The organism is Embleya scabrispora, from assembly GCF_002024165.1.
Taxonomy (GTDB): Bacteria; Actinomycetota; Actinomycetes; order Streptomycetales; family Streptomycetaceae; genus Embleya; species Embleya scabrispora_A.
Genome location: NZ_MWQN01000001.1, coordinates 2102376 through 2124432, shown reverse-complemented (window position 1 = coordinate 2124432; position 22057 = coordinate 2102376). Strand labels below are relative to the sequence as shown.

Genomic DNA, 22057 nt, shown 5'->3' with positions numbered 1-22057 from the left:
GAACCGAACCCCGCGGCCGGTCCGCCGACCGAGCGCCGGCTCCGGTGAACGGGTTCCGGAACGCGTACGGGTGCCGCGTCCGCCGCGTCGGGTGTTCCTGGATCCCCCTGCCCATACATGAGACGTGAGCATATCGTCGGACCCTCTTTTGATGTGGTTTCCGAAGCTACGCGAGTCGCCCCGAAAACGGCCGAAAAGGCCCCACCCGGCACATGTCGGGTGAGACCTTTTCGGTATACGGAGCAACTATTTTGACGATCGGTCAGGCAAATGCCCCAACCGGCCCGCCCGCCTTCGCGTTGTGGCTACACGTCGCGCGAACGCAGCCGGATGCCGCCGGCGATCAGCGCGATCGCCGCGTAGACCGCGATCAGCAACAGCGAGGGCCACGGGCCCGGACCGCCGTCCCCGTCGCCGCCGCCGATCAGCTTGCCCAGCGCGAACATCGGCGAGTACTGCATGACCTTCTCGCCGACCGAGTGCGGCAGGAAGGGTCCGATGATCATCGGCAGCAGGATGAAGCCCATCAGTGCGGTGATCGCGCCCGCCGAGTGCCGCAGCAGTACACCGAAACCGAGGCCGAACAGACCGATCACGGCCAGGTAGAGCGAGCTGCCGACGACGCTGCGGAACAGGTCCACGTCGGCACTGGAATCGCCGATACGCGAGGTCAGCATCGACTTGCCGATCACCGCGGTCAGGCCCATCGTGACCAGACCGACCGCGAACATCAGGCCCGCGAAGACCAGACCCTTGGCGACCAGGACCTGGATCCGGCGCGGGTACGCGGTCAGCGTGGTGCGGATCATGCCCGTCGTGTACTCGGCCGAGATGGTCAGTACGCCCAGCGTGCCGGCGGCCAGTTGGGCGATGATCACGCCGATCAGCGCGATGCTGACGTAGTCGTCGTCGCGCTTGGGGTTGACCGTGGCGGCGAGCAGCACACCCAGGCCCAGGATCAACAGCACGATCACGGCCAGAGTCCACATGGTCGAGCGGACCGTGCGGATCTTGGTCCACTCGGACAGCAGCACCCGGCCGAAGCCCGCGTTGCCGCCGCCGACGTGACCGCCGACCTGTGCGGGGTGACCCGCCGGCTGCCCGGGCGGGAAGTGCTGCCCGGGCATCTGCTGCGCCGGCACCTGCCGAACCGGCGCCTGCTGCGCGTGCATGTGCTGGTGCGTCGGGGCCGGTTGGCCCTGCGGGAGCAGGTGCGGCGGGCCCTGGGGCATCGGGGGCGGAGTGTTCTGTGCCATCGCTCAGCCCTCGCTTCCGTTGGATCGCGGCATGGACGGGGACGGGGCGCCGGCCTGCGCGCCCCACGGGGCGCCGGGCGTGCCCTGCTGCGCATACCCGGGGGCGGGCCGGCGAACTGCGGGCCGCCCTGCTGCGGGTATCCGGGCGGCGGCGCCGCTCCGGGCGGACCCCAGCCCGGCGGCGGACCGCCCGGCAGACCCGCGCGGTACTCCACGCTGTGCTGGGTCATCCGCATGTAGACCTCTTCGAGCGAGTCGAAGCGCGGCGACAACTCGTGCAGCGCGATGCCGTGTTCGGCGGCGAGGTCGCCGATCACCACGGGCGACAACTCGTGCACCCGGAACGAGCCGGCCACCGCCTGGTCGGGCGTGACCGTGGCGCCCTTGCCCTGGAGCAGCGCGTTGAGCTTCTCCGCCTGCGGCGAGCGCACCACCGTGAACGACTGGGAGTTCGTCTCGATGAAGTCGCGCATCGAGGTGTCGGCGATCATCCGCCCCTGTCCGATCACGATCAGGTGGTCCGCCGTCACCTCCATCTCGCTCATCAGGTGACTGGAGACGAAGACGGTGCGGCCCTCCGAGGCCAACTGCTTCATCAGGTTGCGGATCCACAGGATGCCCTCGGGGTCGAGCCCGTTGACCGGCTCGTCGAACATCAGGATCCCGGGGTCGCCGAGCAGCGCCGAGGCGATGCCGAGCCGCTGGCCCATGCCGAGCGAGAACCCCCCCGCACGCTTCTTGGCCACCTGGGTCAGGCCGACCATCCCGAGCACCTCGTCGACCCGACGATTGGGGATGCCGTTGCTCTGCGCGAGACACAGCAGGTGGTTGTACGCGGTCCGGCCACCGTGCATCGCCTTGGCGTCCAGGAGCGCGCCCATCTCCCGCAGCGGGGCCTGGACGTGGTCGTACGGGCGGCCGTTGACCGTGACGTTGCCCCCGGTCGGCGTGTCCAGGCCGAGGATCATCCGCATGGTGGTCGATTTGCCGGCCCCGTTGGGGCCGAGGAAGCCGGTCACCGAGCCCGGGCGCACCTGGAAGGAAAGCTGATCCACCGCCAGCTTGTTTCCGTAGCGTTTGGTGAGCCCTCTTGCTTCGATCATCTGTTGCCGCACTCCCAGGAAGGTTTCGGGGGATGGTGTCGGTGCTTGAGCCGACCGGGCTACGAGCTTAGGCCCCAACCCCCGCTGCCGACGGCCGCCGCACGACGGGCGCGCGTTGGGACATGGGTTCGAGGGAAGTCCCGCACGTCATCCCGGAGGACGATTGACAAACTCAGGCTTGATCCTGTCGAGGCGTGACCACTTCGCGCAGTATGAGCAGAACGGCCGCCGCGATCGGAATCGCGAGCAGCGCCCCGGTCACCCCGAGCAGCGCGCCGCCCACCAGAGCCGCGATCACGGTGATCGCCGGCGGCACGTTCACCGCGCGGTTCATCACGCGCGGATAGATCAGATAGTTCTCGAACTGCTGGTAGGCCAGGAAGAAGATCACGCAGGTGAGCGCCTTGCCGGGGGAGTCGAAGAAGACCACGGCCGACACCACCGCCGCGCCCACCGTGGCGCCGATCATCGGGATCAGGTCGGTGAACGCGATCACCAGGGCCAGCGGCAGCGCGTAGTCGTTGCCCAGGATCATCAGGAAGATGAACGAGGACAGGCCCGCGCAGGTGGCCACGATCAGCGCGCCGTTCACGTAGCCGCCGATCCCGGACAGGATCTCGTCGCCGAGCAGCCGCACCCGGGCCCGGCGCGACTTCGGGAACAGGTTGTACAGGTGCTCCTTGATGCTCGGCAGCGCGCCCAGGAAGTACAGCGTCAGGACGATCACGGTGAGTGTGTCGAACACCGACGTCAGCACCATCTTGCCGAAGCCCCACAAACCGCCCGCCACGTTCTCCGCCGTATTGGCGTTGGCGGCCCAGTCCTTGGCCCGGTTCACCAGGTCGTACTTCTCGTCCAGCTTTCGGAATCTCTCGTTGTTGCGCAGCTCGGTGAGGCTGTCGGGGATCGAGTTGATCAGGCTCGACGTCTGCTCGACCAGCGGCTGGGCGATCGCGGTGACGAAGGCCGCGGCGACGAGGACGAACCCGAACGCGACGGCGCACACCGCCCAGCGTCGGGGCATGCCGCGCTTTTCCAGGCGTTCGACGAACGGGTTCAGCCCCGCGGCCAGGAAGAACGAGATCAGGACGATGATCAGGACGTGCTGGATACCCATCACGGCCTGGGCCAGGAACCATGCGGTGATCAGGCCGAGTCCGCCGATGAAGCCGATGTAGAACGGCGAGGAACGGCGCAGCGGGCGACCCGGCTCGCCGAACCGTGAGCCGACGCCGGTCCACGGCTCGACCCGGGTGGGGGTCTTGGCGTCGTCGGGGACGGGGGAGGGCACGGCCGGGGCTGCGGCCGGGTCCTGGGCGGTCGGCGTTCCGCTCGGGGTTGCCGCCGGGCCGGGTTCGGCCGTCGCGACCTGGGCGGGCACCCGCGCGGGCGTCGCGTCCGTGCTCTGGTCGGCAGGCTGGTCGCCGCCGGACCCGCCGACGGTCGCCGGCGCCGGCGCCGTGTCGACGGTGCCCGCGGTACGCCCCGCGCCGGTCGTCGCCGTATCGGCCGTGCCTCCGGCCGCCGCCCTGCCGGTACCGCCCCCGCCCGGGGCCGCCTCGTCCGCCGTGCTCCCGATGGACGTGCCGCCCGGGGGCGGTTCGGCGGCCGTCGCGCCCCCGTCCGCCGCCGGCGCCGCCCCGGTGGGCGCCGTGTCCCCGCTCGGCGCGGTCGCGGGTGCCCCCGTGGATGCGCCGTCCCCGGCCGGTGCCGGTTTCCCCGGTCTGCGGCGCGGTCGGATGTTGCCCAGTCGACCCATGGCCCCGTACTCCTCGTCCCCTGCCCGGGCCGTCGGCGGCCCGGATCCGAATGTTCCCCGCCGACGCGCCCGGGATCACGTCAGAAAAAATGCGGCCGGGCGGCGGACGGGTCCCCATGGAACCCGCCCGCCGCCCGGCCGCCGAAGCCGGCCGAAAGACCCGTCGCCGATGCCCCGCCGAGGCGCGTCAGCGGCTCTGCTGAGCCGGCACACCCGGCATCTTGTCGTCGTCGTCATCGATGCTGACACCCGCCGCGGCGACGGCCGCGCCGGTGAGCGTGGCCAGCATCTCGCGCACGTTGGTCAGCTGCGCGTTGATGCTGTCGCGACGGTGGGTCAGCGCGGCCAGCTCGCGCTCGGACTCCGAGCGGATCCGGTCGGCCTTGGCCCGCGCGTCGGCCACGATGTCGTCGGCCTGGCGCTGCGCCGTCTCGATCGTCTGACGCGAGCGGCGCTCGGCGTCGGTACGCAGCTTCTCGGCCTCCAGGCGCAGCTGTTCGGCCCGGTGCTCGACCTCGGACAGCCGCTTCTCGGCCTTGGCCTGACGGGCCGCCAGGTCGCGCTCGGACTGCTCGCGGCGCTTGGCCAGGTTGGTCTCGAAGTCGGCGGCGGCCTGGGCGGCCTTGGCCCGGGTCTCCTCGAAGAGGGCCTCGGCCTCCTCGCGCTTGGCCGACGCGTCCTTGGCCGCCTCGCCACGCAGCTGCGCGGCGTCGCTCTTGGCCTTGTCGAGGATCCGCGAACCCTCGTCCTCGGCCTTGGCCTTGCGCTCCTTGCCGTACTGCTCGGCGTCGGAACGGACCTGCTGCGCGGCGGCCTCGGCCAACTCGCGGTGCTGATCGGCGGCTCGGCGGGCCTCCTCGCGCAGGTCCTTGGCCTCTTCCTCGGCGAGGCGGAGGATCTTCTCCACCCGTGCGCCGAGGCCCGCGTAGGACGGTTCGGCGTCGGCGAGTTGGGCCTGCGCGTTCTGGCTTTCGAGGTGCAGCTCCTCGATCCGCTTCTCCAGCGCCGAGATCCTCGCGAGCGCGCTGTCACGGTCCGAGACGAGCTTCGTGATGCGGTCGTCGACCTGCGAACGCTCGTACCCACGACGGACGATGTCGAAGCCGTGCGGAGAGTTAGTGTCGCTCATGGGGTTCCTGTCGTATGACGGGTGCGGTGAATGAGGTGACGGGTGGAATCCTGGCACGAATCGGGCGGAGCATCGACCTGACCGGGGGATAAGAACCGGCCGGCATCGCTCAATCGGATGACGACGAACCGGAGCCCTTCGCCGCGGGGCCCTTGCCCGACGAGGAGTTGCCCTTGCCGGCCGCGAGGCCCGCGGGCGCGGCCAGCGCGTCCAACACGCCCTGCACGCGCGACATCTCGGCGGTGATGTCCTTGCGTCTGCGGTTCAACTCGTCGAGTTTGCGCTGCCCGTCGGCGCGATGACGGTCGGCTTCCTTGCGCGCCTCGGTGCGCAGTCGCTCCGCCTCCTTCCGCGCCTCGTCGAGAACCTTCTCGGCGTCCGCGGCGGTCTTGCGGCGGACCGCCTGCGCCTCCCGCTGGGCGGCGGCCACCTGTTCGGCCACCTTCGCCCGCAGGTCGTCCGCGCCCTTCTGGGCGTCGGCGAGCCGCTGTTCCGCTTCCGAGAGCAGCGCCTCGGCCTTCTTCACCGCGGCAATACGTACCCTATCCGCCTCGGAACCGGCCTTGTCGCGAATCCGCTCGGCTTCCTCGGCCGCGGCCACCTTCATCTTCTCGGCGTCCACGCGGGCCTCGCTCACCTGTTCCTCCGCGGCGGCCACCAAGTCGTCGACCCGCTTGCCCGCCTGCTTCAGACCCTCCGCGGCCTGCCGACGGGCACGTTCGACGACCTGCTCGGCCTCGCGGTCGGAACGCTCGCGCGTGGCGGTGGTGTCGCGCCGGGTCTCGCCGATCATCGCGTCGGAGTCCTGGCGAGCCTTCTCTATGACCGCCGTCGCCTCGGCGCGCAGTCGTTCGTCCTCCGCCTCGGCCTCGGCGATCAGCAGGTTCGCCGCCTCGGTCGCCTCGGCGACCCGCTTCTCGGCCTTGCGCTCGGCGGTGCCGACGATCTCGGTGGCCCGGCCCTTGGCCCGAACCAGCAACTCCTCGGCGTCGTTCGTGGCCCGCTCCAGCTCGGCACGGGCCTGCTCGCGCAGTTGCGCCGCGGCCTCCTCGGCCTCGCGCAGTTCCTTGTTCGCCGCCTCGCGGCCGGCGGTACGGGTCTTCTCGGCCTCGCGGTCGGAGTCGGACTTCATCCGGTCGGCGTGCTTGCGCGCGGCGGTGACCGTGGCGTCGGCCTCCGCGCGCGCCCGGACCAGCGTGGTCTCCGCGTCGTCGCGGGCCTTGGCCAGGTCGCGTTCGGCGAGCGCGGTGAGCCGGTCCGACTCCTCCCGGGCGGCGTCCTCGATGCCCACCACCGCGGCGCGTACCGCCTCGGCCTCCGCCTGCGCCTCGGCGACCGCGCGGGCCGCGTCCTCCTTCGCCAGCCGGGCCTGGGTGGTGGCGCTCTCCAGCAGGTCGGTGCCCCGCGCCTCGGCCTTCTCCAGCAACTCGCGGGCCCGCGCCTTGGTGCGATCGCGCAACTCGGCCGCCTCGTCACGCGCCTCCTCCAGCGCCTGGGCGCCCTGGGTACGCAGCCGGATCGCCTCGGCCTCGGCCTCCTCGCGCAACCGTGTGGCGTCGGTGTCGGCCTGCTCCAGCCGGCTCAGCGCGGCCGTCTCGGCCTCGTCGCGCATGCGCTCCGCCTCCGCGGTCGCCGCCTCCAGCGCGGCGGCGGCCTCCTCGCGCAGCGTGGTCGCCTCGGCGTTCGCCGAGGCCAGCGTCGCGGTCGCCTCGGTATGCAGGCGCTGCGCCTCGCTGCGCGCCGCCTCCAGCGCCTCGGCGGCCTCGCGACGCAGCGTCCCGGCCGCGTGCTCGGCGTCGGTGCGCACCTGTTCGGCATCGCGCTCGGCGCGCTCCAACAGCGCGCGGGCGGCGGTCTGCGCCTCGGACCGGGCCCGGTCCGCGTCGGTCTCGCCCTGGGCGCGCATCGTGTCCGCGTCGGCCTTGGCCGCGGCCAGCGCGGCGGCGGCCTCCTGGCGCAGCGCGCGCGCCTCGCCGTCGGCCTGCTCCAGGATGCCGAGCGCGGTCTCCTCGCCCTCGGCCCGCATCCGCGCGGCGTCCTTCTCGGCCTTGTCCAGCGCGGCGCGCACGGTCGCGGCGGTCTCCGTACGCAGCGTGTGCGCGGCGCCCTCCGCCTCGGTGCGCATGCGCTCGGCCTCGGCGTCGGCCTGCTCCAGGACCGAACGGGCGGTCTCGGTGGTCTCCTCGCGCAGCGTGCGGGCGGCCGTCTCGGCCTCCGTGCGCATGCGCTCGGCCTCCTCGTCGGCCTGTTCCAGGACCGAGCGGGCGGTTTCGGTGGTCTTCTCGCGCAGCGCCTGGGCGGCGGCCTCCGCCTCGGTCCGCATCCGGGTCGCGTCGGCGTCGGCCGCGGCCAGCCGGGTGCGGGCCTGCTCGGTGCTCTCCTCGCGCAGGGTCGCCGCCGCGTTCTCCGAACTCTCGCGCAGCGCTCGTGCGGTGTGCTCGGTCTCCTCGCGCAGCGCGCGGGTCTCGGCCTCGGTCTGCTCGCGAAGTGCACGCGTCTCGGCCTCGGTCTGCTCGCGAAGTGCACGCGTCTCGGCCTCGGTCCGTTCGCGCAGCGCGTGCGTCTCGGCCTCCGCCTCCTCGCGCATCGAGGACGCGTCGCGACGCGCGGCCGAGCGCATCTGGTCGGCCTCCTCGCGCGAGTCGGCGAGGGTCTTCTCCGCCTCGGTACGCGCCTCGGTGAGGGCCTTGTCGGCCTCTCGGCGCGAATCGGTGAGGACCTTCTCGGCCTCTTCGCGGGCCTTGCCGATCAGTTCGTCGGCCTTGACCGCGGCCGACTGGGTACGAGCGCCCGCCTCGGCGCGAGCGTGCTCCATCGTGGCCTCGGCGTCGGCCCGGGCCCGGTCCAGCGCGGCCTCGGCCTCGCCGGCGGACTGCTCGGCCCGGGCCCGCAGTTCCTCGGCCCGGGTGTGCAACTCGGCGGCCTGCCGCTCCGCTTCGGCGTGCATCGCCTCCGCCCGCGCCTGGGCCTGGTCGCGCAGCTCGGCCGCGGCCTGCTCGGCGGAGCGGATCAACTCCTCGGCGGCGCGACTCGCGTCGGCGCCCGCCTTCTGCGCCTCCGCCCGGGCCTTGGCCACCAGTTCCTCGGCCTCGGCGTGCGAACGACCGGCGTTCTCCGCGGCCTCGGTACGCACCCGCTCGGCCTCGGCACGGGCCGCCTCGACCCGCTCCGCCGCCTGCGCCGCGGACTCCTCGCGCAGCTGCTCGGCGGCGGCCGCGGCCTCGCTGCGCAGGGTCTGCGCCTCGATCCGGGCCCGCTCCAACTCCTCGGCGGCCTCCGCCTGTTGACGGTTGGTCATCTCACGCAGCCGGTGCGTGTCGGCGACCGCCTTCTCGCGCAGCTTGCCGGAGTCGGCACGGGCCGCCTCGAGCAGTTGCTCGGCGCTCTCGGCCGCCTGGGCACGCACCTGCTCGGCGTATTCGCGCGCCTCGTTCGCCAGCCGGTCGCTCGACGCGCGAGTGCGCGTCTCGACCGCCTCGGCGTCGGCCTGGGCCCGGGCGCGCAACTCGTCGGCCTCGGTGCGGGCCTCGCTCTGTACCCGCTCCGCCTCGGACCGGGACTTGGCCATCAGGTCGTCGGCGGCCCGCGCGGCGGTCTCCAGGCGCTCGGCCGCGCCGGCTTCGGCGTTGGTGAGCAACTGCTGCGCCTCGGCCCGCAGTCGGTCCACCTCCTGCCGGCGGCGCTCGATCTCCGCGCGCGCCCCGGCCTCCAACTCGTCGACCCGAGCCAGGGTTTCCTCGCGGGCGGTGTCCAACTCGGCGCGGGTGTCGGTGCGTAGCGCCTCGGCCTCGGCCCGGGCCTCGTCGCGCAGCCGGTCCGCCTCGGCGATCGCCTCGGCGCGCAGCCGCTCGGCGGCGCCGCGGGCCTCGGCGGTGAGCTTGTCCGCCTCCGCGCGGGCCTTGGCCAGATGTGCCTCGGCGTCGGTCGCGGCCTTGCCGAGTTTCTCGCCCGCCTCGGCCTCGGCGCCCTGGAGCAGCCGCTGGGCCTCCGCCTGGCGGCGGTCCGCCTCACCGGCCGCCTCGGCCCGCAGCCGCTCGATCTCGAACTGGGCCGATTCGAGCAGTTTCGCGGTGTTCTCGGACGCGCCCTGGGCCCGGGCGCCGGCCTCGCCGGTGACCCGCTCGGCCTCGGCCCGGGCCTCGCCGATGATCCGGGCGGCCTCCACCCGGGCGTCGCCGACCAGGCTCTCCGCGCGGGTGCGGGTCTCGGTGCGCAACTGCTCGGACTGGTCCACGGCCGCGCTCGCCCGGGCCTTGGCCTCGGCGACCACCCGGTCCGCGTCGCTCTGCGCGCGCGACAGCAGCGATTCGACCTCGGCGCGGGTGCTCTCGTTGGTGCCGGCCGCCTGCTCGCGGGCGGCGGCGGCGACCCGCTCGGCCTCGGTGCGGGCGTTGTCCAGGAGTTGGCGGGCGCGCTCCTCGGCCTGGGCACGCAACTGCTCGGCCCACGCGACGTTCTCGTTGACCCGGGCCTCGGTGGCCTGTCGGGCCTGGGCCAGCTCCTCGTCGAGGCGCCGACGGCGCTCCATGACCTCGGCCTGCCAGTCGGCCTCCAGTCGGGCCGAGCGGGCGGCGGCCTCCTGGAGCAGGCGCTGCGTGGTCGCGCGCGACTCCTGCAACTCGCGCTCGGCGTCGGCGCGGACCTGGTCGGCCTGCAGTTGCGCGTTGCGCAACATCTGCTCGGCCTGGCCGCCGATGCTGTCGAATCGGGGTGTGGCGAGCTGGCGGCGAAGGTCATGCAGCTTCGCGCGGAGAACCTCGACCTGATAGCCGAGGTCCTCCGCGTGGGCGACGGTGTCGTCGCGCTCCTTCTTCAGCCGCTTGATCTCGTCGTCGAGCTGTTCGAGATGCTCGTCGACTTGGTAGCGGTCGTAGCCCCGCACTGTGGGGTCCCACTCCATCCCCTGGCCGCGTACGTTTCAGTACTGCAAATCGGCCGTTTCCGACCGGTTGGTGACGAAACGACCCCGAGAATCATCCGGAACCGCCCGTACCGCATTGACTACCAGGGAGAATGGTCTCAGATCCAGGGACCGCCGTCAGACGTTACGAAAGCGGTTGATGGCGTCGATATGCCGCGCGCGCATCTCGACGTCCCGAACCCCCAGCCCCTCCTCCGGTGCGAGACACAGTACGCCCACCTTGCCCTGGTGCAGGTTCCGGTGGACGTCCCGGGCCGCCTGGCCGGTCTCTTCCAGAGCGTAGGTGCGCGACAACGTCGGGTGAATCCTACCCTTCGCCACGAGCCGGTTGGCCTCCCAGGCCTCCCGATAGTTGGCGAAGTGCGAGCCGACGATCCGCTTCAGGCTCATCCACAGGTAGCGGTTGTCGTACTCGTGCATGTAGCCCGACGTCGAGGCGCAGGTCACGATGGTGCCGCCCTTGCGGGTGACGTAGACCGAGGCGCCGAACGTCTCGCGGCCCGGGTGCTCGAAGACGATGTCCACGTCCTCGCCACCGGTGAGTTCGCGGATGCGCTTGCCGAACCGGTTCCACTCGCGGGTGTCCTGGGTGTGCTCGTCCTTCCAGAAGCGGAAGTCCTCGGCCCGCCGGTCGATCACCAGCTCGGCGCCCATGTCCCGGCACAACTGCGCCTTGTCCTCGGAGGACACCACGCAGATCGGCGTCGCGCCGCCGGCCAGGGCGAACTGCGTCGCGTACGAGCCCAGGCCGCCGGAGGCGCCCCAGATCAGCACGTTGTCGCCCTGCTTCATGCCGGCGCCGTTGCGCGAGACGAGCTGGCGGTACGCCGTCGAGTTGACCAGGCCCGGCGAGGCGGCCTCTTCCCACGACAGGTGCGCCGGCTTCGGCATCAGCTGGTTGCTCTTGACCAGGGCGATCTGGGCGAGGCCGCCGAAGTTGGTCTCGAAGCCCCAGATCCGCTGCTCCGGGTCGAGCATGGTGTCGGCGTGCCCGTCGGGGCTCTCCAGCTCGACGGACAGGCAGTGCGCGACCACCTCGTCGCCGGGCTTCCAGGCGTTGACGCCCGCACCGGTGCGCAGGACCACGCCCGCGAGGTCGGAGCCGACCACGTGGTACGGCAGATCGTGCCGCTTGGACAGGTCCGACGCGCGGCCGTACTTCTCCAGGAAGCGGAACGTGGAGACCGGCTCGAAGAGCGCGGTCCACACGGTGTTGTAGTTGATCGCACTGGCCATCACGGCGACGAGGGCTTCGCCGGGGCCGAGTTCGGGCAGCGGCACGTCATCGACGTGCAGCGACTGACGCGGATCCTTGTCCCGCGATTCCATGCCCTCGAACATCGTCTCCTCGTCCTTGTGGACGGTGACGGCGCGGTACGAGTCGGGAAGCGGGAGCGCTGCGTACGCCTCCTTGGGGGTGTCCCCCGCGAGGATGGCGTCGAGGATCTCCTTCATCGTCGGCCTCCATGGGTCGGCGGTTGAAGCACGAGAAACATCAGGGATTGCCGAGCTTCGCTGAACTTACTCGCTGGTAACGCTAGGCGTTCGGCATAAAAGCGACAAGGGGCGAAGTCACAGGAACTCCGCCGTCGCTTTGACGATCTGTCCGTTGACGAGCGGCCGGTTCCGCGGGATGGCGCGGCCGGCCGGGCGCCGCCGCGGGATGCCGCAGGCCGGCGCGCTGTGATGCGCTGTCACAGTTGGTTGCGCGCGGTCGCGCGCTGTTGCGAGTGGCCGCGCGATGTCGCGGGCCGAATTCCGGGCCCGGTGGTCGACGCCGGGCCCGGTGGTTCAGTGCTCCGCGTCGGGCGCGGCCGAGGTCACCAGTTCGGTGAGCACGCCGTGACAGTCCTTGGGGTGCAGGAACGTGATGCGCGAACCCATCGAACCACGCCGCGGCTCGTCGTACAGCACCCGGACGCCCTTGGCCCCGATCGCCGCCGCGTCCGCGTCCACGTCGGCGGTGCCGAACGCGATGTGGTGCACACCCTCGCCGTTCTTGGCCAGCCACTTGCCGACCGCGGAGTCCTCGCGGATCGGCTCCAGGAGTTGGAGGTAGGACGCGCCGCCGTCCGACGTCTCGTTGATCTTGAGCATCGCCTCGCGGACGCCCTGCTCCTCGTTGATCTCGGTGTGGAACACCTCGAATCCGTAGGTCGTTGTGTAGAAGTCCACCGTCTCGTCGAGGTTGTGACAGGCGATGCCGATGTGATCGATGCGTGTGAGCACCATGGCCTCCCGAGGTCGTCGAGAAATTGCGGGTTACCTGCGAGTAGATACCCGACCCTTCGTTCCGAGACTATGGGCGAGAGCACACCCGATTCGTGCCGGGCGTGAGGGTGGGTTCCGTCACATCGGGACCCCCTGCACCGGTCGGCGCCCTTCCGGGTAGGTTCCGGAACAACTTCACGTCCGTCGCGGGGATGCCGCACGTCGCCCGGCCCGCCTGGCGATGGCACCCCGACCATAAAGTTGTGGAGGCCACCCTCATGGCCGGTTCTGTCATCGTCGCCGGGGCCCGTACCCCCATGGGCCGACTGCTCGGCTCCCTCAAGGGCTTCTCCGGCACCGACCTCGGCGCCATCGCGATCAAGTCCGCGCTCGAGCGCGCGGGTGTCACCGGGGACCAGGTCCAGTACGTGATCATGGGCCAGGTGCTCCAGGCGGGCGCCGGGCAGATGCCCGCCCGACAGGCGTCGGTCAAGGCCGGCATCCCGATGAACGTGCCCTCGCTGACCGTCAACAAAGTCTGTCTCTCCGGCCTGGACGCGATCGCGCTGGCCGACCAGTTGATCCGCGCGGGCGAGTTCGACATCGTGGTCGCGGGCGGCATGGAGTCGATGACCAACGCCCCGCACCTGCTGCCCAAGTCGCGCGAGGGCTTCAAGTACGGCGCGGTCGAGATGCTCGACGCGATGGCCTACGACGGCCTCACCGACGCGTTCGACAACATCCCGATGGGCGAGTCGACCGAGCACCACAACACGAAGCTGGACATCTCGCGCGAGGAGCAGGACGCGGTGGGCGCGCTGTCCCACCAGCGCGCCGCCGCCGCCGCGAAGAATGGGATCTTCGACGCCGAGATCGTGCCGGTGGAGATTCCGCAGCGCCGGGGCGAGCCGGTCGTGTTCGCCGCCGACGAGGGCATCCGCCCGGACACCACCGCCGAGTCGCTGGGCAAGCTGCGTCCGGCGTTCAGCAAGGACGGCACGATCACCGCGGGCACGTCCTCGCAGATCTCCGACGGCGCCGCCGCGGTCGTGGTGATGAGCAAGGCCAAGGCCGAGGAACTGGGCCTGGAGTGGCTGGCCGAGATCGGCGCGCACGGCAACGTCGCGGGCCCGGACAACTCGCTCCAGTCGCAGCCCTCGAACGCGATCAAGCACGCGCTGGGCAAGCAGGGCCTGACCGTCGACGACCTCGATCTGATCGAGATCAACGAGGCGTTCGCGGCGGTGGCCGTGCAGTCGATGCGCGACCTCGGGGTGAGCACGGACAAGGTCAACGTCAACGGCGGCGCGATCGCGCTCGGCCACCCGATCGGCATGTCCGGCGCCCGCGTGGTGCTGCACCTGGCGCTGGAGCTCAAGCGCCGCGGCGGCGGTACGGGTGCGGCGGCGCTGTGCGGTGGCGGCGGCCAGGGCGACGCGCTGATCCTCACCGTCCCGGGCGCCTGAGCCGGTTCGGTCCACACGTGTGAACCGGTCCGGATCGTACGGCTGAGCGACCGTACGGTTCCGCGGAATCGATCCACCTGAAACGATCTCGCAGTCGCGGGGCGCGCACTGTGGTGCGACGGGCTCGCCGACTGCGGGGTCGTTTCGGCATATCCGGTATCCGAGCAGGGAAGCGGTGGCGCATGAGGTCGGGGATGGATGTCGCGACGTTGGTGGCCCAGGCCCGGGAGGGCAAGCCGCGGGCGGTGGCCCGGCTGATCTCGATGGTCGAGGACGCCTCGCCGCGGTTGCGCGAGGTGATGGCCGCGCTCGCGCCGCTGACCGGCAACGCCTACGTGATCGGGCTGACCGGCTCGCCCGGAGTGGGCAAGTCGACCTCCACGACCGCGCTGGTGAGCGCGTACCGCCGGCTGGGTCGGCGGGTCGGCGTGCTCGCGGTGGACCCGTCCTCGCCGTTCTCGGGCGGCGCGCTGCTCGGGGACCGGGTGCGGATGCAGGACCATGCGACCGACCCGGGCGTGTACATCCGCTCGATGGCCTCGCGCGGGCACCTCGGCGGGCTGGCCTGGTCCACGCCGCAGGCGCTGCGCGTGCTGGACGCGGCGGGGTGCGACGTGGTCGTCGTGGAGACGGTGGGGGTCGGCCAGTCGGAGGTGGAGATCGCCTCGATGGCGGACAGCACCGTGGTGCTGTTGGCGCCGGGCATGGGCGACGGGATCCAGGCGGCCAAGGCCGGGATCCTGGAGATCGGCGACCTGTACGTGGTCAACAAGGCGGACCGGGACGGTGCGGCGACGACCGCGCGTGAACTCGGCCACATGCTTTCGCTCGGCGAGGCGCGGGGGCCGGGGGACTGGCGTCCGCCGATCGTCAAGACCGTGGCCTCGCGCGGGGAGGGTGTGGACGAGGTGGTCGAGGCACTCGAGAAGCACCGGGCCTGGATGGAGGCGGGCGGCGAACTGCGGCTTCGGCGACGCCGGCGGGTGGCGGACGAGGTGGAGGCGATCGCGGTCACCGCGCTGCGGGCGCGCATCGGCGACCTGCGGGGTGGGCGGCGGCTGGAGGAGCTGGCGGACCGGGTGCTGTCCGGGTCCATGGACCCGTATTCGGCCGCGGACGACCTGATCACGAGCCTGGGAGCCTAGCCACGGCTCGCCGGTGAGCCGAGGTCGTGCTCGCCGTCCTCAAACGCCGGACGGGCTGGGTTGGTTCGGCTTCGGCGCGTGGGCTGCGGTTTCGCTGCTCGCGTGGTGGGCCGGGCTCGTGCTTGCCGTCCTCAAACGCCGGACGGGCTGGTTTGGTCGGCTTCGGCGTGTGGGCCGCGGTTTCGCTGTTCGCGTGGTGGACCGAGGTCGTGCTTGCCGTCCTCAAGCGCCGGACGGGCTGGGTTGGTTCGGCTTTGGTGCGTGGGCCGCGGTTTCGCTGTTCGCGTGGTGGGCCGGGCTCGTGCTTGCCGTCCTCAAGCGCCGGACGGGCTGATTTTGGTTGGCTTTGGTGCATGGGCTGCGGATTGTCCGACCACAGCCTGTGCACCAGGGCCAAGCCAATTCCAGCCCGTCCGGCGTTTGAGGACGGTCGGGTGGACGGGGCTCACCACGCGAACAGCGAATAGCGAGCCGCGTGGCCGGGAGGCTTCAGCATTCTTGTGTGGAGGGGCAGACCGCGGCGCGGGCGGCTGGGCGGAGTTTGGCGGCCACCGCGCCGAACGCCTCGCCGACCGTTTGTTTCTGGGCCGGCGTCATCACGTCCATCAGGTGCTCGCGGACACTCTCGACGTGCGTGGGCGCGGCGGCCCGAAGCGCCTCCCAGCCCTCCTCGGTGAGCACCGCGTAGGCCCCGCGGCGGTCCGTGGGGCAGTTGCGGCGCGCGACCAGGCCGGCGTTCTCCATCCGGGTCATCTGGTGCGAGAGCCGGCTCTTGGACTGCTGGGTCGCCTCGGCCAGATCGCTCAGCCGCACCTCCTGCCGCGGGTGCTCCGAGATCTGCACCAGGATCTGGTAGTCGTGCAGGGACAGGCCGTGCGTGCGCTGGAGTTCGCGCTCCAGTCGCGGCGGCAGCATGTTGATCACGGCGATGATCTGGCGCCAGACGTGCTGGTCTTCATCGCTCAGCCATCTGGGCTCGGCATCGGTCATGGATCAAGAATACCGGAGTTAGTTGAAACTTGAATGACCTTTTGGTTGCCGCGCGTCGCGCCGCACGCAGTGAGACGGCCACGTGACCGATCGGTAACCTCCACTACGCTCGGCCCGTGCCGAAGCCACTGAACCTTCCCTTCGATCCGATCACGCGTGCCGACGAGCACTGGCGAGAGCACTGGGGCGAGTGCCCGCCGATGGTCGCCATCACCTCGATCATGCGTGCCCAGCAGATTCTGCTCGCCGGCGCCGACGCGGTGCTCAAGCCGTACGGCCTGACCTTCGCCCGCTACGAGGCCCTGGTCCTGCTCACCTTCAGCCGGACCGGTTCGCTGCCGCTGTCCCGGATCGGCGAGCGCCTGATGGTGCACCCGACGAGCGTGACCAACACGATCGACCGCCTGGAGCAGGCCGAGTTGGTCGCCCGGCGACCGAACCCGCGCGACGGTCGGGGCGTACTCGCGGTGATCACGGACAAGGGACGCGACGTCACCGAGCGGGCCACCCGGGACCTGACCGCGCGCGAGTTCGGGCTCGGCGCGTACACCGCCGAGCAGTGCGCCCAGCTGTTCGACCTGCTGCGGGTGTTGCGGGTGGACGCCGGCGACTTCGCGGTCGAGGCGGAGGAGGGGGCGGATTCGGGGACCCCGGTGCCGGCGACGTAAGCTGCATGCGCCATTGTGAAAAGCGGTCGACGACGATGTCGAGCCCGCCGTTACCGAAGGTGCTGCCGTGAAGCCTGCCGTATTGACCCGCTACCGCGTGATGGCCTGGATCACCGGGTGCATGCTCCTGGTCCTGTGCCTGTGCATGGTCCTGAAGTACGGGTTCGACACGGGCGAGAAGGCGACGCTCTACGTCAGCCAGGCGCACGGTCTGTTCTACATGATCTACCTCGTCGTGACGTTCGACCTCAGCAGCAAGATGAAGTGGAAGTTCGAGCGCATGCTGCTGATGATGCTCGCCGGCACCGTTCCGCTCGCGTCGTTCTTCGCCGAGCGCAAGGCCGTCGAGGCGGTCCACGAGCGCGGCCTCGCCACCGCCGCGGCCGGCGCCTGAGCCGCTCGCAGTCAGCCCGTTCCGTACCCGCTTCCCCCGAGGATCCCCCATGCTTTCCACCGCTTCCGGCCGCTTCAAGGTGATCTCGATCGCCGAGGGTTGTTCGTTCCTGATCCTGCTCGTCTTCGGCTCGCTGCTGAGCCGGATCTCGGACATCAACCTCGTCATGCCGCTGGGCCTGCTGCACGCGGTCCTGTTCATCCTGTACCTGCTGGCCATGATGGACGCGCGCACCAAGCTGTCGTGGGACAACAAGACCACGCTGCTCGCGTTCATCGCCGCGATCCCGCCGTTCGGCCCGTTCGTCTTCGACTACAAGATGAAGCACAAGCTGGTCGAGCCGACCCCGGCGCCGGCCACCGCCTGACCGGTCGCCGCCGCGCTCGCGGTCCCGCCTTCCAAGCCCCCGACACCTCGTCGGGGGCTTCGGCGTTATCGGGGGCGTGGGCATGTTTCCGGGGGCGCGTGGACATTTACTAGGGCGTCCTAGTAATTTTCTGGTGCCGCGCGGGAATGGGTCCTACGACGACGGCATCGGACGGGAGCCACGTGAACACCGAGGACATCGAAGAGGGTCGGCGGCGCTGGCAGGACCGCTACGACAAGGTCCGCAACGACGGCATGCGTCGCACCACGCTTTCCGAACTCGAGGTCGAGCCGGTCTACGGCCCGCCCGCGGACCAGCCCTACGCCGGCTTCGAGCGGATCGGCTGGCCCGGCGAATTTCCGTACACCCGCGGCCTGTACCCGACCGGCTACCGGGGCCGGGCGTGGACCATCCGGCAGTTCGCCGGCTTCGGCAACGCGGAACAGACCAACGAGCGCTACCGGATGATCCTGGCGGCCGGCGGTGGCGGCCTCTCCGTCGCCTTCGACATGCCGACCCTGATGGGACGGGACAGCGACGACGAACGCTCGCTCGGCGAGGTCGGGCACTGCGGCGTCGCGGTGGACTCGGCGGCCGACATGGACGTGCTCTTCCGCGACATCCCGCTGGGCGACGTGACCACGTCGATGACCATCTCCGGGCCGGCGGTGCCGGCGTTCTGCATGTACCTGGTCGCGGCCGAGCGGCAGGGCGTGGACATCGGCACGCTCAACGGCACGCTGCAGACCGACATCTACAAGGAATACATCGCGCAGAAGGAGTGGCTGTTCGCGCCCGAGCCGCACCTGCGGTTGATCGGCGACCTGATGGAGTACTGCGCCGAGAAGATCCCGGCGTACAAGCCGCTGTCGGTGTCGGGGTACCACATCCGCGAGGCGGGGGCGACGGCCGCGCAGGAGTTGGCGTACACGCTGGCCAACGGGTTCGGCTACGTGGAACTCGGGCTGTCGCGCGGGATGGACGTGGACGTCTTCGGTCCCGGGTTGTCGTTCTTCTTCGACGCGCACGTGGACTTCTTCGAGGAGATCGCCAAGTTCCGTGCGGCGCGCCGGATCTGGGCGCGGTGGATGCGCGACGTGTACGGCGCCAAGACCGCGAAGGCGCAGTGGCTGCGCTTCCACACCCAGACGGCGGGTGTGTCGCTGACCGCGCAGCAGCCGTACAACAACGTGGTGCGCACCGCGGTCGAGGCGCTCGCGGCGGTGCTCGGCGGGACGAACTCGCTGCACACGAACGCGCTGGACGAGACGCTGGCGCTGCCGAGCGAGCAGGCGGCGGAGATTGCGCTGCGCACGCAGCAGGTGCTGATGGAGGAGACCGGCGTGGCGGCGGTGGCCGACCCGCTGGGCGGGTCGTGGTACGTGGAGGCGTTGACGGATCGGCTGGAGGCCGAGGCGGAGGCGACGTTCGCGAAGATCCGCGAGCTGGGCGAGAGTTCGCCGCACCCGATCGGGCCGATGACGTCGGGCATCCTGCGCGGCATCGAGGACGGGTGGTTCACCGGGGAGATTGCCGAGTCGGCGTTCCGGTATCAGCGGGCGGTGGAGAAGGGCGACAAGCGGGTCGTCGGGGTGAATTGCCACGAGGGGTCGGTGACGGGCGACCTGGAGATCATGCGGGTCAGCCACGAGGTCGAGCGGGACCAGGTGGCGACGCTCGGGAAGCGGCGGGGTGCGCGGGATCAGGCTGCGGTGGACTCGGCGCTGGGTGCGATGCGGGACGTTGCACGTGGCTCGGGGAATCTGGTGCCGCCGATGTTGGCGGCGGCTCGGGCGGAGGCGACGCTCGGGGAGATCTGTGACGTGCTTCGGGAGGAGTGGGGCACCTATACGGAGCCGGCGCGGTTCTGAGCGCGGACCGGGTGGCCTCAAGCGCCGGCCGGGCTGGGTTTGGCCTCAAGCGCCGGCCGGGCTGGGTTTGCTTGGGTTGGCCGGGTGGGCTCCTGCGGGAGTTGACCCGGCCTTCGGCCGAGGTGGCCTCAAGCGCCGGCCGGGCTGATTTTGGTTGCGTGGGCTTCTTGCGGGGGGTGACCTGGTCTTCGGGCGAGGTGGCCTCAAGCGCCGGCCGGGCTGATTTTGGTTGCGTGGGCTTCTTGCGGGGGGTGACCTGGTCTTCGGGCGAGGTGGCCTCAAGCGCCGGCCGGGCTGATTTTGGTTGCGTGGGCTCCTTGCGGGAGGTGACCTGGCGTTTGGCCGAGGTGGTCTCCCGTGGCGGCCGGGGTGGTTGGGCTTACGTGTTGGTTGTGAGTAGGGCGGTTGCTACGAACGTGGTGAAGCGTTGGACCCAGTTGTCGGAGGCGGGTTCGGCGCTTACCAGGATGTGTTGGACTACCGTGCCGGCGATTACGTCGAAGATCAGGTCTACGTCTATGTCGCCTGGGGCGGTGATTTCGCCTCTGGCCTCGGCTCGGGTCCTGCCTTCTACGACCAGGCGTTTTTGGGGGTCGACGATCTCTTCGCGGATGCGCCGCCGCAGGGCCGGGTCGCTGGTGGAGTCGGCCACCAGGCCCATCAGGGCCGTGCGCATCTCGGGGCGGCCGAGGAGTGCGGCGAAGCGGCGGACCACATCCTCGATGTCCGCGCGTAGATCAGGGCCGCGATCCGGCAGGTGCAGGGTGTCCAGCATCTCCGCGACGGCGGCGATGGCCAGGTCGTGCTTGGAGTGCCAGCGGCGGTACAGCGTGGTCTTGGCCACGCCCGCGCGCGTGGCGACGTCGCCCATGGTCAGCCCCGCCCAGCCGCCCTCGGCCAGCAGCGCGCGCGCCGCGGCCAGGATCGCGTCGTCGGCGGTGGTGCTGCGGGGGCGCCCGATGCGCGGTGGGGGCGCGCCGGCCGCCCGTCGTTCCGCCGGTCCCGCCGATTCGTCGTGCACGGGCGGTCATGTTACCGGCTGGTACGGTGCCGGGCGCGATCCGCTGCGGTGGCGCAACTCACATCCGCCATTCGGGATCCTACGGTCGCATTCCGCCCGGCGCTCCCCTTACGCTACGAGCCGTAGCGAATCGCGGTGCCTGGATGGGGATTCGAGCACACGATCGCGACTGACGACCCGTCAAGGGTCGTCGTCCGTCCCGGGGCCCGCATCCTGCGGGGACCGGGGCGCGACGGGAACTCGTGCGTGTGCCGGTGGGTCGCCCCGTGCATCGTTCGCCTTGCTCTCGGGGGAAGATGTCTACATGCAGCCACGGAACATGTCCATGCGCGGAGTAGTCGATCTCGGGGCGGTCAAGGCCGCCGCCGACAATGCCGCCAAGCGTGCGGCCGCACCGGCCGGAAAGCCCGCCGCCGCGGCCGGTGGCCAACGGGTCGTCATCGACGTCACCGAGGCCACCTTCGAGACCGACGTGCTCGCGCTCTCCCAGCAGGCGCCCGTCGTGATCGACTTCTGGGCCGAGTGGTGCCAGCCGTGCAAGCAGCTGAGCCCGCTCCTGGAGCGCTTGGCCGAGGAGTACGCCGGCCGCTTCGTGCTCGCCAAGATCGACGTCGACGCCAACCCGCGCCTGGCCCAGGAGTTCGGAATCCAGGGCATCCCCGCCGTGATGGCGGTGCTCGGCGGCCAGCTCGCCCCGCTGTTCCAGGGCGTGGTGCCCGAGCAGCAGGCGCGCCAGGTGCTCGACCAGCTCGTCCAGCTCGGCGAGGAGCGCTTCGGGCTGACCGGCGTGGTGGTCGACGGTGCCCCGGCCGACGCCCTCGACGACGCCGAGTCCGAGGAGGAGCCCCCCGGCGACCCGCTGCTCGCGGCCGCCGACGAGGCGCTGGAGGCCGGCGATCTGGACGGCGCGGCCCAGGCGTTCCGCAACGTGCTCTCCGACCACCCCGCGCACGCCGAGGCCAAGCTCGGCCTGATCAACACCGAACTCCTGCTCCGCACCCAGGGTGTGGACGCGGACAAGGCCCGAGCGGACGCCGCCGAGCACCCGGACGACGTCGCCGTACAGACCCTCGCCGCCGACGTGGACATCCTCGACGGCCGCGCCGACGAGGCGTTCGCCCGACTCGTGGAGACCGTGCGACGGACCGCGGGCGACGAGCGGAACAAGGCGCGGCTGCACCTGCTCGAGCTGTTCGAGATCGTCGGCGCCGACGACCCCCGGGTGCCGAAAGCGCGCATGGCCCTTGCGGGCGTGCTTTTCTGACTCAGCGTCAGAGCCCGGCGGTCCGGCTCCTCCGGACGCCGGCCGCGGCCGCTCGCTTTGTCGATGAAGCCCCGGTCGTTCTCGATTCCGAGAGCGGCCGGGGCGTTGTCTTTACCCATCTTTGACTATGGGTCATTTCCCTCGCCCTGCGTGTCTTTTGGTGACCGCCAGGTGATTCTTTAACGGACTTATCCTCCGAAATCGGGTCGTCGGGCAGGCGTCTCGACACCGGGCTGTGATCCGGTGGTGAGCGGTGTTCGACGGACCGCGTTACCCGTCGGTAACGAACCTCTTGTGTGCCGACCCGGTCGTGAAAGATGATCGGGCCGCTCGATCCGTGTCCCCTTCGCCCCGGCAGCCGGTCGGTGGTGCGGACGCGGACCTCCCCATCCAGGCCGCGCCGGTCCTTCCCGGGACAGGCAGGCCCTCCCTCCATGCCCCGCCACGTGCGGCCCTGGTCCGCATGAGGAGGGGACTCTGTCCCGAGGAGGA

Annotated in this window: 16 protein-coding genes; 7 read left to right on the top strand and 9 right to left on the bottom strand. The window is 71.0% G+C overall.

From position 1 onward, the window contains the following. Positions 1-305: 305 nt before the first annotated feature. The 7 genes from B4N89_RS09165 to mce form a co-directional block, all read right to left on the bottom strand. Positions 306-989 (bottom strand): ABC transporter permease, encoded by a 684-nt coding sequence (locus B4N89_RS09165; RefSeq protein WP_143657907.1) that lies wholly within the window; start codon positions 987-989, stop codon positions 306-308. Then, a complete protein-coding gene (locus B4N89_RS09160) occupies positions 971-2359 on the bottom strand; it encodes an ABC transporter ATP-binding protein (protein WP_101897274.1) in 1389 nt (462 codons plus the stop codon). The genes B4N89_RS09165 and B4N89_RS09160 overlap by 19 nt, the downstream gene beginning before the upstream one ends. A gap of 172 nt (positions 2360-2531) precedes the next feature. Further along, positions 2532-4118 (bottom strand): AI-2E family transporter, encoded by a 1587-nt coding sequence (locus B4N89_RS52550; protein WP_078975399.1) that lies wholly within the window; start codon positions 4116-4118, stop codon positions 2532-2534. Between the two features lie 187 nt (positions 4119-4305). Further along, positions 4306-5247, bottom strand: a complete 942-nt coding sequence (locus B4N89_RS09150; RefSeq protein ID WP_020555437.1) for a cellulose-binding protein — start codon at positions 5245-5247, stop codon at positions 4306-4308. Positions 5248-5356: 109 nt separating this feature from the next. Beyond that, entirely contained in the window at positions 5357-10129 is a 4773-nt protein-coding gene (locus B4N89_RS09145) for a hypothetical protein (RefSeq protein WP_143657906.1), read from the bottom strand. 156 nt (positions 10130-10285) lie between these two features. Beyond that, complete coding sequence (ccrA, locus tag B4N89_RS09140) at positions 10286-11623, bottom strand: crotonyl-CoA carboxylase/reductase (RefSeq protein WP_078975397.1); 1338 nt, start codon at positions 11621-11623, stop codon at positions 10286-10288. Positions 11624-11959: 336 nt separating this feature from the next. Continuing rightward, the gene (gene mce, locus B4N89_RS09135) at positions 11960-12397 is read right to left on the bottom strand and encodes a methylmalonyl-CoA epimerase (protein WP_078979220.1); all 438 of its coding nucleotides are present in this window, start codon (positions 12395-12397) and stop codon (positions 11960-11962) included. A gap of 260 nt (positions 12398-12657) precedes the next feature. Between mce and B4N89_RS09130 the strand changes: the two genes are divergently transcribed. Together B4N89_RS09130 and meaB are read left to right on the top strand one after the other, a co-directional pair. After that, positions 12658-13845 carry an acetyl-CoA C-acetyltransferase gene (locus B4N89_RS09130; RefSeq protein ID WP_078979219.1) on the top strand — a complete coding sequence of 396 codons (1188 nt, stop codon included), beginning with the start codon at positions 12658-12660 and terminating at the stop codon, positions 13843-13845. Positions 13846-14039: 194 nt separating this feature from the next. After that, the gene (gene meaB, locus B4N89_RS09125; RefSeq protein WP_078975396.1) at positions 14040-14990 is read left to right on the top strand and encodes a methylmalonyl Co-A mutase-associated GTPase MeaB; all 951 of its coding nucleotides are present in this window, start codon (positions 14040-14042) and stop codon (positions 14988-14990) included. Between the two features lie 489 nt (positions 14991-15479). Here meaB and B4N89_RS09120 read toward each other — a convergent pair whose 3' ends face one another. Further along, positions 15480-15980, bottom strand: coding sequence for a MarR family winged helix-turn-helix transcriptional regulator (locus B4N89_RS09120; RefSeq protein WP_078975395.1), 501 nt, complete (start codon positions 15978-15980; stop codon positions 15480-15482). Positions 15981-16096: 116 nt separating this feature from the next. On the opposite strand from B4N89_RS09120, the gene B4N89_RS09115 reads away from it, so the two are divergent. The 4 genes from B4N89_RS09115 (at position 16097) to B4N89_RS09100 (ending at position 19280) form a co-directional block, all read left to right on the top strand. After that, a complete protein-coding gene (locus tag B4N89_RS09115; protein ID WP_078975394.1) occupies positions 16097-16648 on the top strand; it encodes a MarR family winged helix-turn-helix transcriptional regulator in 552 nt (183 codons plus the stop codon). Positions 16649-16715: 67 nt separating this feature from the next. Continuing rightward, positions 16716-17042: a DUF3817 domain-containing protein gene (locus B4N89_RS09110; RefSeq protein ID WP_078975393.1), complete on the top strand. Its 327-nt coding sequence runs from the start codon at positions 16716-16718 to the stop codon at positions 17040-17042. Between the two features lie 49 nt (positions 17043-17091). Beyond that, the gene (locus B4N89_RS09105; protein WP_078975392.1) at positions 17092-17409 is read left to right on the top strand and encodes a DUF3817 domain-containing protein; all 318 of its coding nucleotides are present in this window, start codon (positions 17092-17094) and stop codon (positions 17407-17409) included. Positions 17410-17663: 254 nt separating this feature from the next. Next, positions 17664-19280 carry an acyl-CoA mutase large subunit family protein gene (locus tag B4N89_RS09100; RefSeq protein ID WP_414646410.1) on the top strand — a complete coding sequence of 539 codons (1617 nt, stop codon included), beginning with the start codon at positions 17664-17666 and terminating at the stop codon, positions 19278-19280. A 379-nt stretch (positions 19281-19659) separates the two neighbouring features. On the opposite strand, the gene B4N89_RS09095 is transcribed toward B4N89_RS09100, so the two are convergent. Further along, positions 19660-20301, bottom strand: coding sequence for a TetR/AcrR family transcriptional regulator (locus B4N89_RS09095; protein ID WP_078975390.1), 642 nt, complete (start codon positions 20299-20301; stop codon positions 19660-19662). A gap of 304 nt (positions 20302-20605) precedes the next feature. Between B4N89_RS09095 and B4N89_RS09090 the strand changes: the two genes are divergently transcribed. Continuing rightward, complete coding sequence (locus tag B4N89_RS09090; RefSeq protein WP_078975389.1) at positions 20606-21565, top strand: tetratricopeptide repeat protein; 960 nt, start codon at positions 20606-20608, stop codon at positions 21563-21565. Positions 21566-22057: the final 492 nt, after the last annotated feature.

What these genes read in the sequence shown, in the direction of transcription:
- B4N89_RS09105 (WP_078975392.1), top strand. Translation starts at nt 17,092, where the DNA reads ATGCTTTCCACCGCTTCCGGCCGCTTCAAGGTGATCTCGATCGCCGAG.
- B4N89_RS09130 (WP_078979219.1), top strand. Translation starts at nt 12,658, where the DNA reads ATGGCCGGTTCTGTCATCGTCGCCGGGGCCCGTACCCCCATGGGCCGA.
- meaB (WP_078975396.1), top strand. Translation starts at nt 14,040, where the DNA reads ATGGATGTCGCGACGTTGGTGGCCCAGGCCCGGGAGGGCAAGCCGCGG.
- B4N89_RS09160 (WP_101897274.1), bottom strand. Translation starts at nt 2,359, where the DNA reads ATGATCGAAGCAAGAGGGCTCACCAAACGCTACGGAAACAAGCTGGCG.
- B4N89_RS09165 (WP_143657907.1), bottom strand. Translation starts at nt 989, where the DNA reads ATGTGGACTCTGGCCGTGATCGTGCTGTTGATCCTGGGCCTGGGTGTG.
- B4N89_RS52550 (WP_078975399.1), bottom strand. Translation starts at nt 4,118, where the DNA reads ATGGGTCGACTGGGCAACATCCGACCGCGCCGCAGACCGGGGAAACCG.
- B4N89_RS09150 (WP_020555437.1), bottom strand. Translation starts at nt 5,247, where the DNA reads ATGAGCGACACTAACTCTCCGCACGGCTTCGACATCGTCCGTCGTGGG.
- B4N89_RS09120 (WP_078975395.1), bottom strand. Translation starts at nt 15,980, where the DNA reads ATGACCGATGCCGAGCCCAGATGGCTGAGCGATGAAGACCAGCACGTC.
- ccrA (WP_078975397.1), bottom strand. Translation starts at nt 11,623, where the DNA reads ATGAAGGAGATCCTCGACGCCATCCTCGCGGGGGACACCCCCAAGGAG.
- B4N89_RS09100 (WP_414646410.1), top strand. Translation starts at nt 17,664, where the DNA reads ATGCGTCGCACCACGCTTTCCGAACTCGAGGTCGAGCCGGTCTACGGC.
- B4N89_RS09090 (WP_078975389.1), top strand. Translation starts at nt 20,606, where the DNA reads ATGCAGCCACGGAACATGTCCATGCGCGGAGTAGTCGATCTCGGGGCG.